The following is a 14208-nucleotide window of genomic DNA, read 5'->3' as shown; positions in this document are numbered from 1 at the left end:
TTACGCGCGCGGCAGATCAGGGATCTGCGAGGCCAACGCGGGGTCACTTCCGGCTCAATCCAACGAGGATATTGGGCCGGAAGTGACCCCGCGTTGCTTTAGGGCGACCGGGAAATTCGTTGATGTGAGGTGGAAAATAAGCATGCTTACCAATAGGCTGGCGAGCGGGGAACTTCCCCTTTCGACCCAGAACGAGGTGAGAGCATGACGGACACTGAGAGCATCAGCAAAGTTACTGACATCATCAACAGTGCCCACATCGGGATGTTGACCACCATCAACGCAGAAGGCGCCCTGGTCAGCCGGCCGCTGGCCGTCCAGGACGTGAAGGACGACGGCGACATGTGGTTCTTCACGGGACTCGGCACCTCGCAGGTCGCCCATGTCCGGGCAGACCCGCGCGTGAACGTTTCGTTCGGCAAGAACACGGAGTGGGTTTCCGTGGCCGGAACTGCCGAAGTCATCACGGACCGCGCCAAGATCCACGAAATGTGGAACCAGGTGGTGGAGGCATGGTTCCCGGACGGCCCGGATACGCCGGAGGTGTGCCTGCTCCGCGTCGATTCGGACTCCGCAGAATACTGGACCAGCCCCGGTGGCACCGCTGCCACGGTGCTTCAGTGGGTCAAGTCCAAGGTGACCAACAGCCGGATGAGCGTTGGCGAAAGCGGCACCGTCGAGCTGTAATTTGACCTGCCGACCAAGCCGGGCAGCAGCATTCGCGGCTGCCCGGCTTCACTGCAGGAAAAAGTAGAAGACCAGTGCCAGGCCGGGACCAAGCGCCTGTCCTACGGCACTGATGAGCAGGCGCTTTTCGGTGATCCACAGCCAGATGCCTAGGAAGAACTGGCTGGCGCAGCAGAAAAGCACGATCGCTGAGCCGCCGGCGGCATCGCCGGAGAAGTTCACCATCCACAGTCCTGCGGCGATGCCCAGCGCAAAGGCGATGTTGTAGGCGCCGATGTTCATCGCCCACATGCGCACGGCCGGAACCTCATCGGGCTTGATCAGAAAGATCCTGAATAAGCGGCGGTCCCCGTGACGGAAGATCTCGAGCAAGCCCACGCTGAACAGGGCGAGGGCAGTTGCCCCGGCGAAAATCTGACTCAATAGATTCATCCGTGCCCTCCGTGCCCAGGCCGCCATCCCACTGCTTTGCTGTGCAGGTTACGCCGCGCAGCAGAGGCCCATCAAGGGGTACCGTACGGAGGTTGACCCGCCGGGCCACCCCGCGATGCGGCCCTTCAGCTTTCGTCGCAGAGCAGGTGGTACCAGTTGTCCGCCAGGACCTCGAGGGCGTGTTCGCGGTTCGGCTCGAACTTCCGCCGGGTCCAGAGCGTGGCCACGTAATCGAGGGCGGTGAAGGCGAGGGTTCCGCGGATGTGGCGGGTTTCCGCCGGGAAGCGGCCGGCCTGTTCCATTCCGCGGACCAGGTCCGTGATGACCTCTTCGTGCCAGCCCTCCACCATGGCCCGCATGTCGCGGTCCACAGCGGCGGCCTCGTCGAGCACGTCAAGATAGGGGCGGAAGACCGGCCAGAGCGCCGCCCGCGACTCCAGCCAGGCCAAAATGCCCGGCAGTTCGCCCGCGCGCACCACGTCGACGAGGTCGGCCGCCGTCGAACCGCTGTCCGGGCCGTCCGCGCGGTCCAGTACCTCGTTGACGCGCGCCATGAAACGGGGTAACCGCCGACGCCGATCTGGTGGTGGGTGCCGACGGCATCAAGTCCACTGTGCGCGAGCAGCTGTTCAGCGACAAGGGCCCGGTGTTCTCCGGTGAGCACGCCTACCGCGTAGTGATCTCCGCCGATGACGCACACGGCATGGTGGTGGATGACAACCTGCGCATGTACATGGGCCGGGGCACAAAGGTCTACCTGCTGCCGCTGCGCCACCGCAACCAGATGTCCTTCGACATCACCGCCCTGAACCCGGACGGCACCTGGGCACCCACCATCACCAAGGAACAGCTCCTGCAGACCGTGGAAGGCTTCGACGAGAGGATCGCGGCGATCGCCCGTGGCCTGGACATGGACACCGTGAACATCCGCGCGGTCTACGACATCGATCCCGTGGACACCTGGCACACCAATAACGTCGTCCTCATGGGGGATGCCGCACACTCGATGCTGCATCACCAGGGCCAGGGTGCGAACTCCGCCATCGAGGACGCCGGAGCACTGGCCGACGCGCTGGCCGAAACCGGCTCGGTCAAGGAGGCGCTGGCCCTGTTCCAGGCAACCCGCAAGCCGGTGACGGACGAACTGCAGCGCATTTCCCGTCAGGGCTGGAGCGAGGAAGAAGTCAACGATGTCTTCCCGGGCCAGAAGCCCACGTCACAGCAGCCCGCTGCGGCACAGGCCTGAGCCATGACACTGCACCCCGAAATTGCCAGGATCCTCGGCACCCTGCCGCCGCCTCCGCCCGGACCGCTGAACCCTGAGGCAATGCGCGACGGCGAGGCAGCCCAGGTGCCGCCGCTGGAGGACCGCCTCCCGCTCCATTCCGTTGAGGATGCCACGGCAGTCGCACCCACCGGCGACGTACCGGTCCGGATCTACACTCCGGTTGAGGCAGATTCCTACGGCCTGCTGGTGTACTTCCACGGCGGCGCATTCTTCCTGGGAAGCCTGGACACCCATGACCACGTGGCCCGGGCCCTCGCCAAGGAAACCGGCCACAAGGTCATCTCGGTCGGCTACCGGCTGGCACCCGAGAATGCTTTTCCGGCCGGGCTGGAGGACTGCTACGGCGTGGTCCGCTGGGCCGCGGAGCAGGGCGGAAGACTGCAGTGGGACGGCAAGAACCTCGCCCTCGCCGGCGACAGCTCGGGCGGAACCTATGTCGCAGCCGTCGCTGCCAAGGCCCACGACGACGGGTTTGGGAAGATCACCCACCAGGTGATGTTCTACCCGTCGCTGGACCTGGATTTCGACGTCGACCGTTACACCTCGCTGCGGGAGAACGCCGAAGGGTACGGGCTGGAGACGGCCGGACTGAAGCCGTTCAATTCCTTCTACCTTGAGAGCGGGGCTGATCCGGCGGATCCCCTCGTCTCGCCGATCAAGCGCGAGGACCTCGCCGGCCTGCCGGCCGCGCTGGTCATCACCGGTGAGCACGACCCCCTGCGCGATGAGGGCGAACTCTACGGCCAGCGGTTGAAGGACGCCGGTGTGCCGGCCACCGTGAGCCGCTATGCCGGTGCCGGTCATGGATTCGTCCAGCACTTCTCCTGGATCCCGGATTTCTACCGGCCATTCCATGAGACGGCCGGGTTCCTTAACAACGTGCGGGCAGCGACATGACGGTTGCTGTCCATCCGCTGGTTTCGCCGTGGGGCCGGTTCGGGCTCTACAGCTTCTTCATCGACGCCCCGGAGCCGGCCATTGTGGATACCGGTATCGCGTCCTCGCCGGCTGAGGGCATGGTGCCGGCGCTGGAGGCAATCGGCCGCCGGATCGAGGATGTCCGCTGGATCTTCCTGACCCACGGGCACATCGACCACATCGGCGGCGCGTACGCCCTGTGGGAGCTGACGGGACGCCGCGCCCAGGTGGTCATCCATGAGGCCGATGCGCCGATGCTCCGCTCGTGCCGGGCCCATGTGGACGAATACCTGGCCGGCCGGGGGCAGTATCTGCAGGACCCGGAGGGGGAGGCGAAGCTGACGGCGGCGACCAACGCCGTCATCTCGGGCGAGATGGAGCCAACCATGCTGGTGCGTGGCGGTGAAACCATCTCCCTCGGCGGTGATGTCACGGTCTCTGTCCATTCGATCCCGGGCCACACGCCGGGGTCCGTGGCTTACGTCATCGACGGTCAGGATGACGTGTTCGTGGGCGATGCCGTGCAGGTCCACGGCGCGGCCAACGGCTTCCCCGGGTTCGTGGACCCGGCCGGGTACCGCTCCAGCCTGAAGTACCTGAGCGAGGAGGTCCGTCCCCGGCACCTGTACCTCGGACACCCGTACCGGCGGGCAGACGGGACACGCTACGGCGTCGAACTCGATGCCGAACAGGCGCGTGAAGCGCTGCAGGGGAGCCTGGAGGTTGAGGCCCGGGTCAGCGACGCGTCCTGCGGCTGCCTCAAGGCCGGGCTGCAGGAGACGGACTCGCCGTACTCACCGTTCGCCCCTGTGGCAGAGGACCTTGGCTACACAGGGGACCCCGGCCTGGAGCCGTCCCCGTTTTTCACCACGCTCCACGGCTACCGCACAACGTTTGACCGCACGACGTTCGACCACACCCCAGAGGATGAGGAGCTACGCGCTCATGGATGAGTTTCAGTTTTGGAATGCCGGCGCGGAGGTGATCGCCATCCGCAAGGACCTCCGGGTTCCGATGCGCGACGGCGTGGAGCTCGCCGCGGACGCCTACCAGGGTACGGACGAGAAGCCGCGCCCCGCGTTGGTGGCGTTGAGCCCTTACGGCAAGGAGCTGCAGGCCCTCGCGCTGACCACCCCGCCGCAGCGGCGCCCGAGCCCGATGTGGGACGGCTGCATCGAGGCCGGCGATATCGCCCGGATCGTGAAGGAGGACTACGTCCACGTCATCGGTGACCTGCGTGGCTCAGGACATTCCGGTGGGGAGCACATCGGCAACTACGACGCCGGCGGGGTCTCGCTGGGTCAGGACGCCTATGACTTCATCGAGTGGGTGGCCGCGCAGCCGTGGTGTGACGGGAACGTGGGCATGGTGGGCATCTCCTACTTCGGCTCCATGCAGGTCCTCGCCGCGGCCGAGCGGCCGCCGAGCCTGAAGGCGATCTTCGTGTCCGGCGGCCATTACGACTTCTACGAGACCACCTATCACGGCGGCATCATGTGGTTCATGCCGCGTGCTGCCCGTGAAGGCCGCGGCGGCGATTCCGGCTGGGCGTTCACCGACGGCGTGAAGTCCCGCATGATCGAAAAGTACTCCCCGGAGGAGCTTAAGGAGCTGGTGGCCGAGCGCCTGCAGGACCAGGACGTCGCCGCGTGGCCCAACCTGGTCCATGTCCTGCATTACCCGAAGAACCATGAAGCCTGGTTTGACATCGTGATGAACGAGCTCGACGGCGACTGGTACGAGGAACGCAACCCGATCACGCTCGCCCGAACATCGACATCCCGGTGTGGCTGCAGCTGGACCAGGGCCGCGGCTGGACCCTGGACGGCACCATCGACCTGTTCAACGAGCTCAAGGGCCCCAAAAAGCTGGACATCGGCCCGTACCCGCCGATGCAGTCCCGGCCCTTCATCGAAGAGCACGACAAGATGTTCCGGTGGTACGACTACTGGATCAAGGGCATCGATAACGGTGTCATGGACGAACCTGCCGTGAGTGTCTTCGTGGAGGGTTCCCGCGAGGTGGTGACCGCAGAGCAGTGGCCGCCGAAGGAGATCGAGTACACGAACCTCTACCTGCGCCCGCGCCGCCTGCTGTCCACCGAACCGGAACTGATGGGAACGGAGTACGCGGCCCCGGACGGTTTCTACCAGGCGCCGCTGACGGTCACGGACAAGGTGGAAATCATCAGCTGGTCCACCCCCGTGTTCGAGGAGGCTACGGAGATGATCGGCACCGGTGCGGCGCACATCTTCGCCGAAATCGACCAGCCGGACACCAACTTCATCCTGCGCCTGTGGGATTACGCCCCCAACGGCATGCGGCAGCTCATCACCAGCGGCTACCTCAAGGCCTCGCACCGCGAGCTCGACGACGAACGGACCACCGAGGGCAACCCCCGCCACCCGCACACCCGCGCCGTGCCGGTGGAACCGGGGCAGATTGAGGAGTACGTGCTGCGGCTCTTCCCGTTCGCGAACACGTTCATGCCCGGCCACAAGCTCACGGTGGAACTGTCCAACGATGAGCCGCTCGCGGACGAGCACAACGCGCTCCTCCCGCCGGATGCGTTCCACCTGCCCGTCGGCCGGCCGGTCACGCACAAAATCTACCGCGACGCCGCCCACCCCTCCCGCCTCGTCCTGCCGTTCATCACGCGCAAGGCGGAAGGCTAACGACGGCGGGGGGCTGCGGCGTTCCTTACTGCCCGGCGGTCAGCGCGTCGAGGACCGCCGGCAGGAGGACGTCGTTCCGGCCCCAGACAGGGTCCAGGATTTCCACATACCAGGAGTCGGCGAGGAGCAGGGCGAGGGTGTCGTTGGTTTCGTTCGCCCAGTCCTGGATCTGCTCTTCGTCCACCGGGTTCTCACTGGAGCCGAGAACGGTGACCACTTCGCCGCCGTCGAGCGTGACCGGGATGGCCGCGGTGCTGGACTCGCCCGGTGCATGCGCCACCGTCACCAATTCTGAGCGTGTGGAGAGGGCCAGGAGATCGGCGGCCGTTTCGGCGCTGCAGAACGCGGTGACGTACTGGCGCTGCGCCGTTTCCCCCTCCCGTAGGCCGGGCTGGGACTCCTTGGTGAACAGCCCGTTCCTGTTCAGGGCGGCGAGCTCAGACGCAATGGGTGCCGTCTCGTCGTCGTACGTGGGTGTGGTGGTGGCCGCCTGGTACTGGCTCTGACCCTCGAGCCAGCGCGCCGTCAGTTCACCGGCGGCCGCCAGGGTGATGGCCTGCCGCCAGGCCCCTTTGTCCACGAGGCGCCGGCCGAACTCATCAAGGACTTCCGCTTCTGTGGGTTCCATCCTCGGATGCTACGGCGTGCGATCCGCGGACTCCAGTGGCGGCGACACACCGGTTAATCTGCCCGGCTATTTCCCGGGAGCCGGAATCCCGGCCGCCTGTTCGGCGGCGCTCAGGGCAAGGCCAAGGCGGACGACGGCGGGAGCGTAGCCCTGGTGCCGGGCAGCCCGCAGCTGCTCAGCCTCCCGCATGGCCCGGACGAGTGCCGCGGTTTGCGGCAGCCGGACATCGGTCATGGCCGGGTAGTCGATGCAGTACGCGGGGTCCAGTTCGTAGCGGCGCCAGCGGGTCAGCAGGGAGTCATGCTCGGCTTCCGCCGCGGTGTAGACGGGCCGGTCTTCCCGTTGCTGCCGGCGCTGTGACTGCCAGGCCGTGATCCGCGGGGTGCCCCGGTATGCTGCCAGGCCCGCACCGGCAGCCAGCGCTGTGAGGAAAACACCGGAGATGGGCGACGCGAGCGTGGGGATGAGGAGTGCCGGGATTGCCACGGCGGACCCCATAAAGACGTCCCAGAAAACCGTATCTGCCGCCTCGCGCTCCGGGTCCGGCGTCGAGTGGCGGCGGACAGCAAAAACGGTGCCAGCGACCGCGCACACCAGCACTGCCCCCCAGAACACCAGCTGGAACGCTCCGGAAAGGACGGATTCTGCTATTGCCGGCACCGCGGCACCTCCCAGCGTCAGGCCCGGCCCAGGTATCCGGGTTGTTCCTTCCATTCCAGCGCTTCCGGGGTGCCGGGTCAATGGGGTGGGCGGGGCGGTCGGGGGCGGTGAGGGTTCGCTGACAGCTGCACTGCCGGCATTTTCTTCAGAAGTCGCCTGCACTAGCCTGAATCATGGTCAAGAGTCATCTGTTGCACAACGGCACGGAGACGCCACGACCAGCTCGACCTCGAACTGGACCGGCATGGTGCGGGTCGACGACACTGCTCTGGCCGTCACCGATTCAGGTGGCTCCGGGACACCGGTGATCTACCTCAACGGCCAGTTCGCGACCCAGGGATACTGGCGGCGGGTCATCGCCGAACTCGGGCCAGACTGGCGGCACATCACCTTCGATGAGCGGGCCCGTGGGCGCAAGTCGGGACGTTCGGCGGATTATTCGTTCGTGGCCGCCGTCCGCGATGTCGATGCCGTGCTCGACGCTCGAGGTGTCGACCGGGCGCTGGTCGTCGGGTGGTCTTACGGCGCCTTCATCGCCGCACACTGGGCGAGCCGCAATCCGGACCGGACGATCGGCGCTGTGCTGGTCGATGGGGCACAGCCAAACGACTGGCTCACGGACGAGATGGAGCAAGGGATCCAAACGGCGTTCCGGCGCCTGCAATGGCTGATGGTGCCACTCCGCCTGACGGGACTCACGCCGCGAATGACCGCCCTGGAGATGGCCGCATGCAACATCGAAGTCGGCAAGCTCGCGCGTGAACGGGAACTCGGTCCGGTGATGGACCGGATCACCGTCCCGACCCGGTATGTCCTCGCATCCGGAACGTCGTTCGGCAGCAAGGGGGATGGGCAGGAGAAGATCCGCGCCAGCGTGCCTGCAGTTGCCGAACGAAACCCGCACATCACCATTCACGCAAAAGTCGCGAGCAATCACGGCGCGATCCTCCGCAAGGACTTCCGCGTGATCGCCGAGGCGGTCCGCGGCGTCGCCGGTTGAGGCAGTCTGGCGTGCCCCTCGCTCGAGTGCTGGGCTAGCTGGTCGTTGTTTGTAAGGCTGCACCCACGACGCCGGCAGAGTTTTCCAAGCTGGCTGGAACGACCGGGGCGTGTAGTGACAGGTGTGGCAGGTATTCGTTGCTGCATGCTGAAATTCCCCCACCGATGATGATCAGGTCAGGTGAGAAGAGGAACTCCACATGTGACAGGTACTGTTGCAGCCGGTCGGCGTACTCCAGCCAGCTAAGGCCTTCATTTTCGCGGGCGATTGCCGATGCCCGGGATTCTGCTTTGTAGCCGTCGATTTCCAGGTGGCCCAGCTCGAAATTGGGTACTAGCTTTCCATCAACAACGAGTGCTGATCCGATGCCCGTTCCCAACGTTAGGACCAGGACAACGCCGTGTTTGTCCTTCCCAACGCCATAATGGGTTTCTGCCATACCAGCTGCGTCAGCGTCATTCACCACGCAGACAGGTCGACCAAGACGTTCCCGCAAGTAAGCCTGAACATCCAGTCCGATCCAGCTGTCGTGCATGTTTGCTGCCGACCTGGCCACTCCATGCTGGATTATCGAGGGGATAGCGACCCCGACAGCAGGGTCGGTATGCCCAAGGCTTTCGGATCCGAGCTCATCGATGAGCTGGTCCAGGGTGTCTGCGACTGCATCCACAGTGCGGGAGGTAGGTGTCCGAAGGTGACGGATGTCGCCGACCGGGGTACCGCTACTTATGTTGACGATTGCACCCTTGATCCACGTCCCGCCGACATCGATTCCTATCCGGAAATCCACTCCGGACGGCACGTCGGTGGTAGCGGTCGAGAGTCGTGTCATCACGTTTCCTTTGCCTGGTTACGGGGTCATGACCGGATTGGCTTGGTTCGGGTTCAATGGCGTTGCTGATGTGCAAGGAGGAGCCTCCCGGCGCCTGGGCGCCGGGAGGCTGGTTTGATGCCTGGTACTGCTACGTCTGAAGCCAAGCAGTGGTCGCTCCGGGCAGGGAATCTGCCTTGATTAGCGAACTGGAGACCAGTACCTTGCCGGCGGGCAGTCTGAAGGCTTCCGTGCCGAAGTTCGTTACTGAGATCCAGCCGTTGGGGCGTTGGAAGGCCACGACGTCGGTTCGGCCGGTTTCCAGCCATTCCAGCGCTTCGGCGGTTTGCAGCTGTGACCTTAGAGCCAGCGCCCCGCGGTAGAGGGACAGGGTTGATTCCTCCTGCCCATCCTGGGCTTCCACCGAGTGACTGGCAAACCATTCTGGCTGCGGCAAGTGGGCGCCGCCCGTCCCGAAACCGAACGAGTTGCCCGAAGCTGTCCAGGGCAACGGAACACGGCAGCCGTCGCGGCCGATCTCCACGCCTTTATTGCGGAAGAAGGCCGGGTCCTGGCGCTCTGCGTCGGGAATCTCGCTGCCGACTTCCTGCAGGCCCAGTTCCTCACCTTGGTACAGGTACGCGGAGCCTGGAAGGGCGAACATCAACAACGACGCGGCGCGTGCTCGGCGCAGTCCGAGTTCGACGTCGACGTCCTCCTGCTTGCCGCCGGCAAGCAGCCACTGCTTGCCCGCCTGCCCGGCCATGATCTCACCCTCGAGCGAAGGCCCGGACACGGGAAGCCCGTAGCGGGTGGCGTGCCGGACGACGTCGTGGTTGGAGAACACCCAGGTGGAGGAAGCGCCGGACGCCTCAGCCTCGGCGAGGTTCTTAGTGATGATTTTCCGGAACTGGGCGCCGTCGAAGTCTGCCTGCAGCAGGTCAAAGTTGAAGGCCTGGCCCAGCCCCTCGGGGCTGGCGTAACGGGCGCGGCGGTCCGCATGTACCCAGGCTTCTGCAACGGCAGTGCGCGGCGGGTTGTATTCGTTGAAAACCTTGCGCCACTCGGCGTAGATCTCGTGGACTTCGTCGCGGTCCCAGTAAGGATGCGAACCGGCAAGGTAGAGCGCTTCACCCTGGGCTTCAAGGTCTGCCTTGGTGGGCAGGGACTCTTCGAGGTTCTTTGTCAGAGCATGGGCGACGTCGATGCGGAAACCGTCCACGCCCCGGTCGGACCAGAAGCGCAGGGTCGTCAGGAAGTCTGCGCGAACCTCCGGGTTGTCCCAGTTGAAGTCCGGCTGTTCCTTGGCGAAGATGTGCATGTACCACTGCCCGGGGGTTCCATCGGGTTCTGTAATGCGCTCCCATGCGGGACCGCCGAACACGGAGTCCCAGTCCGACGGCGGCAATTCACCTTTTTCGCCCAGTCCGTCGCGGAAGATGTACCGGTCGCGGGCCGGGGACCCTTTGGGTGAGGCGAGGGCTTCCTGGAACCACTCGTGGCGGTTCGAGGAGTGGTTGGGCACGATGTCCACGATCAGCCTGATGCCGGCGGCGCGCAGGGCGGAAGCCATGTCGTTGAAGTCCTCCAGCGTACCGAGCCGCGGGTCAACGTTACGGTAGTCGTCCACGTCATAGCCGCCGTCGGCGAGGGCTGAAGGGTAGAAGGGGCTCAGCCAGACAGCGTCGATTCCCAGATCCTTCAGGTAAGGGACCTTGGCAGTGATGCCGTTGATGTCGCCGATGCCGTCACCGTTGGAGTCAGAAAAACTGCGGGGGTAGATCTGGTAGACCGAGGCCTGGCGCCACCAGTTGGGGTCGGCCATGTGCAGGTCGTCGGTTCGGGTTGCCGTGGTGGCGGTGGAAGGCAAGTCTGGGTCCTTTACTTTTTTCTTAGTGGTCGGTTTCGCGGTTGCAGTCACTTGACGGCCCCCTGAGTCAGGCCGGACATTACCCAGCGCTGGGTAAACAGGTAGACGACGATCGCGGGTGCCATCGCCATCAGGTACGAGGCGAAGGCGACGTTGTAGCTGTTGCTGAACTGTGTCTGGAAGATCTTCTGCAACACCGGGATGGTCTGCAGTTCCGGGTCGGAGATGATGAGTGACGGCATCATGAAGTCGTTCCACGAGGCGATGAAGGCGAAGATTCCGACCGTAGCGCTCATCGGTCCGAGCAAGGGGAAGATGAGCTTCCAAAAAACCTGCCACGTGCCGGCGCCGTCAATGCGCATGCTTTCTTCCAACTCCAGCGGGATGGAGCGCAGGAACGCGGTGAACAGCATCGTGTTGAACGCCAGGGCAAAGACGATGTGCAGGATCGCGACGCCGAGCGGGTTGTCCAGTCCGACAAGGCCTGTGAGCTGGATCTGCGGCAGCGCCACCACGGGGAACGGGATGAACATCGCGGCGAGCAGGTAGAAGAAGGACCAGCGGAAAAGCCGGCGGTCCCAGTTACGGACGATTGCGTAGGCTGCCAGCGCCGACACGATGACTTCCCCCGCCACGGCGGTCACCGACACGAACACGGAGATCGCGAAGCCGCGGGGGAAGTTCGTGAGCGTCCAGGCCTGGACGAAACTGTCGAAGGTCAGGGGGCTCGGCAGCGAGAAGGCGTTGCCGTCCACCGCCTGGCCGGTGGTTTTAAACGCCATGCTGAGGGTGACGTAGAGCGGGACGAGCACGCTGAGCGTGCAGACGATAAGGACGATGGTGGCGGGCCAGTTGCTGCGCTCCGGGGCGGTGCGGACCCGTTGTCTCTTACCGGCGGGTGCGTGTCCTGCGGGAATGGTGCTGGGTGCGCTGCTCATGCGGCGATCCCTCCTTTGCCACGTGTGAAGCGAAGCTGGATAAGTGCGATGACGATGCTGATGAGGAAGAAGATCACGGCATTGGCCATCTGGTAGGCGTAGTCGCCGCCTTCGAAGCCACGGAAGATCGACATCGCGACGCTGCGTGTGGCGACGCCGGGGCCGCCGTCGGTGAGACCGACGATGATGTCGTAGGCGTTGAGGTAGTTCTTGAAGCCGAGGACCGTATTGATCACTGCATATCCGGCGACGAGCGGCAGGGTGATGTGCCGCAGGTTGTGCCAGGGCGTTGCTCCGTCGATGGAGCTTGCCTCGTAAACCTCGGGGGGAACCGTGAGGAGCCCTGCGATGTAAATCAGCATCGCACTCGGAATCGACTGCCACGCCGTGACAAAGACGATCGCCAGCCACGCCAGGTCGGGGTTGGCGAGGATGCTCGTCGCCAGCGGTTCGACTCCCATGCTTTGGCCCACGAGTGGCAGCGAATTCGAGAAGAGGTATTGGAAGACGAACGCGATGACGATGCCTGAGATCACCATGGGGATAACAAATACCGTGCGGAGTGCGGCACGGAAGCGGACCCGGGAGGTGAGGCCCAGGGCCAGAAGGAAGGCCACCGCGTTCACAACGATGACGGTCACGAGGGCAAAGGCGAGCGTGAAGCCGTAGGCGCTGAGGACTCCTTCATCCTGGAAGACTGCGATGAAGTTCCGGATGCCTATGAACTCGAAGTCGCCGAAGCCAACGGAGTTCGTGAAGCTGTAGACGAATCCGAGTATGGCAGGCAGCGTGACGGCGAGGGTGAAAATCGCCAGCGAGGGGAAGAGGAAAAAGTAGTAGAGCGGATCGGTGCGGCTCTTGCGCGCATTTGTCGCTCTAGCCGCTGCCGGGGCCGTCACCACCGTTCCAGTGGAAAGCTTAGTCGTCGATGACATGGATGGTCCTCGTTTCGTGCATTAAATCGGAAGTGTGATCACGCGCGGAAGGCCAGGCGCGCCCAGTCGGCGTCCATCCGGCGCAGGGTGCTCTCGGCGTCGGCGCCACCGATGATCGACTGGAGGTAGTTGGCGGCGGGAATCGAGTTCGGAATGAACTGTGAGGCGCCCATGTAGAAGCGGCCCTGGTCGTAGAACTTCTGCATCTCAACGATTCGGGGGTCTGTGACAGCTGGTGCGTCCTTGCTCGTGCCGAATCCCAGGAATTCGGCGTTGTAGGAGTTCTGGATCTCCGGCTGCATGAGGTATTGAAGGAAGGCGCGGGCTCCGTCCTGTGAGTTGGCGACTTCGGGAACCCAGAGCGAAAGGTCGATGTTGACGCGAACCTTCAGATCGGCGGGGTCGTTGGTCATTGGCAGTGGGAAGGTGCCGAGATCCACATCCGTGCCGGCCTTTTCAATTTCTCCGAAGGCCCACGGCCCCTGGAAGTACATTGCAGCCTGGCCCTGGGCCATGGCAGTGTTGCCGTCCCCGTAGCCGCGGCTCGATGCATCGGGGTTGACGTAGGTCGTCAGCTGGACCATGCGCTTGACTGGTTCGAGCATCGTGTTCTGGAACGACACGTCGGAGTCCGGTCCGGCGTTCTCGCCGATATCATGCATCGATTTGTAGAAGTCGCGCACATTGACCATGCCGCCAACCGTGTAGTCGAACAGGCCCTGCGCGATCGTCCAAGGGTCGCGGAAAGTGCCGTAGATGGGTGTGATGCCTGTTGCTTTGAGCACCTCACATACCTCGATCAGTTCATCCCAGGTTGTCGGGACGGCCAGCCCTTTCCGCTCGAAGATGCGGCGGTTGTAGATGACAGAGGCGGCCATGACCGAGTAGGGGATGACGCTCGTACGGCCCGGGTAGCTGGGGTACCAGTTGGTGAGGTCGAGAACGTCGTCCCGGATGGAGGCTGCTGCCGGGAGATCGGAAAGGTCCGAGAGCGCCCCGCGCTCCATGAACCGGGCCATCTCAAGGTTGTAGTTGAGGCAGCCAAGATCCGGCGGACTGCTGCGCACAAAGCTGGCAGAAAGATTTGTGGCCATGTCGTGCAGAACGCGGACGCGGTCCTGCGACGCGGTAAATTTCGCCGCCAGATCGCGGAAATACGGCACGGCTTCCGGTTTTGACTGGTGGAACGTGACGGTGGGACGTGTACCTCCCGGGGCACACCCAGCCAGGCCGAAAGCGGTCAATGCGCCCCCGGCAGCGGCAAGGAAAGTGCGTCGGGAGACTCGCGTCCCTTTGGACGTCAAAGGTGGCAACATCGGCTCCTAAGGGGTCTCACTTCGAATTTATTTGGATCTTATATTTAGGT

At 64.2% G+C, this 14208-nt stretch carries 15 protein-coding genes and 1 pseudogene; 7 read left to right on the top strand and 9 right to left on the bottom strand.

Going from position 1 to position 14208, the window contains the following annotated elements; translation table 11 throughout:
• Window positions 1-204 precede the first annotated feature (204 nt).
• Window positions 205-687: a pyridoxamine 5'-phosphate oxidase family protein gene (locus tag AC1MCA_RS10045; RefSeq protein WP_108599295.1), complete on the top strand. Its 483-nt coding sequence runs from the start codon at window positions 205-207 to the stop codon at window positions 685-687.
• Window positions 688-735: 48 nt separating this feature from the next.
• On the opposite strand, the gene AC1MCA_RS10040 is transcribed toward AC1MCA_RS10045, so the two are convergent.
• Together AC1MCA_RS10040 and AC1MCA_RS10035 are read right to left on the bottom strand one after the other, a co-directional pair.
• The gene (locus AC1MCA_RS10040; RefSeq protein ID WP_479803164.1) at window positions 736-1119 is read right to left on the bottom strand and encodes a DUF1304 family protein; all 384 of its coding nucleotides are present in this window, start codon (window positions 1117-1119) and stop codon (window positions 736-738) included.
• Between the two features lie 125 nt (window positions 1120-1244).
• Entirely contained in the window at window positions 1245-1673 is a 429-nt protein-coding gene (locus AC1MCA_RS10035; protein ID WP_479803162.1) for a hypothetical protein, read from the bottom strand.
• Window positions 1674-1696: 23 nt separating this feature from the next.
• Between AC1MCA_RS10035 and AC1MCA_RS10030 the strand changes: the two are divergent.
• The 5 genes and pseudogenes from AC1MCA_RS10030 to AC1MCA_RS10010 form a co-directional block, all read left to right on the top strand.
• Window positions 1697-2365 (top strand): annotated as a pseudogene (locus AC1MCA_RS10030) (FAD-dependent monooxygenase); the annotation flags it as partial.
• A 3-nt stretch (window positions 2366-2368) separates the two neighbouring features.
• Window positions 2369-3304: an alpha/beta hydrolase gene (locus AC1MCA_RS10025; protein ID WP_479803160.1), complete on the top strand. Its 936-nt coding sequence runs from the start codon at window positions 2369-2371 to the stop codon at window positions 3302-3304.
• Window positions 3301-4278 carry an MBL fold metallo-hydrolase gene (locus AC1MCA_RS10020; protein WP_479803158.1) on the top strand — a complete coding sequence of 326 codons (978 nt, stop codon included), beginning with the start codon at window positions 3301-3303 and terminating at the stop codon, window positions 4276-4278. The genes AC1MCA_RS10025 and AC1MCA_RS10020 overlap by 4 nt, the downstream gene beginning before the upstream one ends.
• Complete coding sequence (locus tag AC1MCA_RS10015) at window positions 4271-5320, top strand: CocE/NonD family hydrolase (protein WP_479803156.1); 1050 nt, start codon at window positions 4271-4273, stop codon at window positions 5318-5320. Before AC1MCA_RS10020 ends, AC1MCA_RS10015 begins: the two co-directional genes overlap by 8 nt.
• Window positions 5302-6000, top strand: a complete 699-nt coding sequence (locus tag AC1MCA_RS10010; protein ID WP_479803154.1) for a CocE/NonD family hydrolase C-terminal non-catalytic domain-containing protein — start codon at window positions 5302-5304, stop codon at window positions 5998-6000. The genes AC1MCA_RS10015 and AC1MCA_RS10010 overlap by 19 nt, the downstream gene beginning before the upstream one ends.
• Before the next feature lie 25 nt (window positions 6001-6025).
• Here AC1MCA_RS10010 and AC1MCA_RS10005 read toward each other — a convergent pair whose 3' ends face one another.
• Window positions 6026-6628, bottom strand: a complete 603-nt coding sequence (locus tag AC1MCA_RS10005; protein ID WP_479803152.1) for a DUF6919 domain-containing protein — start codon at window positions 6626-6628, stop codon at window positions 6026-6028.
• 66 nt (window positions 6629-6694) lie between these two features.
• Complete coding sequence (locus AC1MCA_RS10000; RefSeq protein WP_479803150.1) at window positions 6695-7288, bottom strand: hypothetical protein; 594 nt, start codon at window positions 7286-7288, stop codon at window positions 6695-6697.
• A 244-nt stretch (window positions 7289-7532) separates the two neighbouring features.
• Here AC1MCA_RS10000 and AC1MCA_RS09995 point away from each other — a divergent pair, with 244 nt between their 5' ends.
• Entirely contained in the window at window positions 7533-8288 is a 756-nt protein-coding gene (locus AC1MCA_RS09995; RefSeq protein WP_479803148.1) for an alpha/beta fold hydrolase, read from the top strand.
• Between the two features lie 34 nt (window positions 8289-8322).
• Here the strand turns inward: AC1MCA_RS09995 and ppgK are convergent, their stop codons facing one another.
• The 5 genes from ppgK to AC1MCA_RS09970 all read right to left on the bottom strand — a co-directional run bounded on the left by ppgK (window position 8323) and on the right by AC1MCA_RS09970 (window position 14158).
• Window positions 8323-9120 (bottom strand): polyphosphate--glucose phosphotransferase, encoded by a 798-nt coding sequence (gene ppgK / locus AC1MCA_RS09990; protein WP_479803146.1) that lies wholly within the window; start codon window positions 9118-9120, stop codon window positions 8323-8325.
• Window positions 9121-9250: 130 nt separating this feature from the next.
• A complete protein-coding gene (locus AC1MCA_RS09985) occupies window positions 9251-10969 on the bottom strand; it encodes a glycoside hydrolase family 13 protein (protein WP_479803144.1) in 1719 nt (572 codons plus the stop codon).
• Between the two features lie 47 nt (window positions 10970-11016).
• On the bottom strand, window positions 11017-11907 hold the full coding sequence (locus AC1MCA_RS09980) for a carbohydrate ABC transporter permease (RefSeq protein WP_479803142.1): 891 nt from the start codon (window positions 11905-11907) through the stop codon (window positions 11017-11019).
• Window positions 11904-12842, bottom strand: coding sequence for a carbohydrate ABC transporter permease (locus AC1MCA_RS09975; RefSeq protein ID WP_479803140.1), 939 nt, complete (start codon window positions 12840-12842; stop codon window positions 11904-11906). The genes AC1MCA_RS09980 and AC1MCA_RS09975 overlap by 4 nt, the downstream gene beginning before the upstream one ends.
• A gap of 38 nt (window positions 12843-12880) precedes the next feature.
• Window positions 12881-14158, bottom strand: a complete 1278-nt coding sequence (locus AC1MCA_RS09970) for an ABC transporter substrate-binding protein (RefSeq protein WP_479803138.1) — start codon at window positions 14156-14158, stop codon at window positions 12881-12883.
• Window positions 14159-14208: the final 50 nt, after the last annotated feature.

The organism is Arthrobacter sp. BK1, from assembly GCF_056680055.1.
Note: the sequence above shows the minus strand (reverse complement) of the source record. Positions and strands in the feature narration are given on the sequence as shown.

Excerpts from the sequence above, each read along its gene's own strand:
- AC1MCA_RS09995 (WP_479803148.1), top strand. The coding sequence starts at position 7,533 with ATGGTGCGGGTCGACGACACTGCTCTGGCCGTCACCGATTCAGGTGGC.
- AC1MCA_RS10015 (WP_479803156.1), top strand. The coding sequence starts at position 4,271 with ATGGATGAGTTTCAGTTTTGGAATGCCGGCGCGGAGGTGATCGCCATC.
- AC1MCA_RS10035 (WP_479803162.1), bottom strand. The coding sequence starts at position 1,673 with ATGGCGCGCGTCAACGAGGTACTGGACCGCGCGGACGGCCCGGACAGC.
- AC1MCA_RS10005 (WP_479803152.1), bottom strand. The coding sequence starts at position 6,628 with ATGGAACCCACAGAAGCGGAAGTCCTTGATGAGTTCGGCCGGCGCCTC.
- AC1MCA_RS10020 (WP_479803158.1), top strand. The coding sequence starts at position 3,301 with ATGACGGTTGCTGTCCATCCGCTGGTTTCGCCGTGGGGCCGGTTCGGG.
- ppgK (WP_479803146.1), bottom strand. The coding sequence starts at position 9,120 with ATGACACGACTCTCGACCGCTACCACCGACGTGCCGTCCGGAGTGGAT.
- AC1MCA_RS10040 (WP_479803164.1), bottom strand. The coding sequence starts at position 1,119 with ATGAATCTATTGAGTCAGATTTTCGCCGGGGCAACTGCCCTCGCCCTG.
- AC1MCA_RS10025 (WP_479803160.1), top strand. The coding sequence starts at position 2,369 with ATGACACTGCACCCCGAAATTGCCAGGATCCTCGGCACCCTGCCGCCG.
- AC1MCA_RS09980 (WP_479803142.1), bottom strand. The coding sequence starts at position 11,907 with ATGAGCAGCGCACCCAGCACCATTCCCGCAGGACACGCACCCGCCGGT.
- AC1MCA_RS10010 (WP_479803154.1), top strand. The coding sequence starts at position 5,302 with ATGGACGAACCTGCCGTGAGTGTCTTCGTGGAGGGTTCCCGCGAGGTG.
- AC1MCA_RS10045 (WP_108599295.1), top strand. The coding sequence starts at position 205 with ATGACGGACACTGAGAGCATCAGCAAAGTTACTGACATCATCAACAGT.
- AC1MCA_RS09975 (WP_479803140.1), bottom strand. The coding sequence starts at position 12,842 with ATGTCATCGACGACTAAGCTTTCCACTGGAACGGTGGTGACGGCCCCG.
- AC1MCA_RS09970 (WP_479803138.1), bottom strand. The coding sequence starts at position 14,158 with ATGTTGCCACCTTTGACGTCCAAAGGGACGCGAGTCTCCCGACGCACT.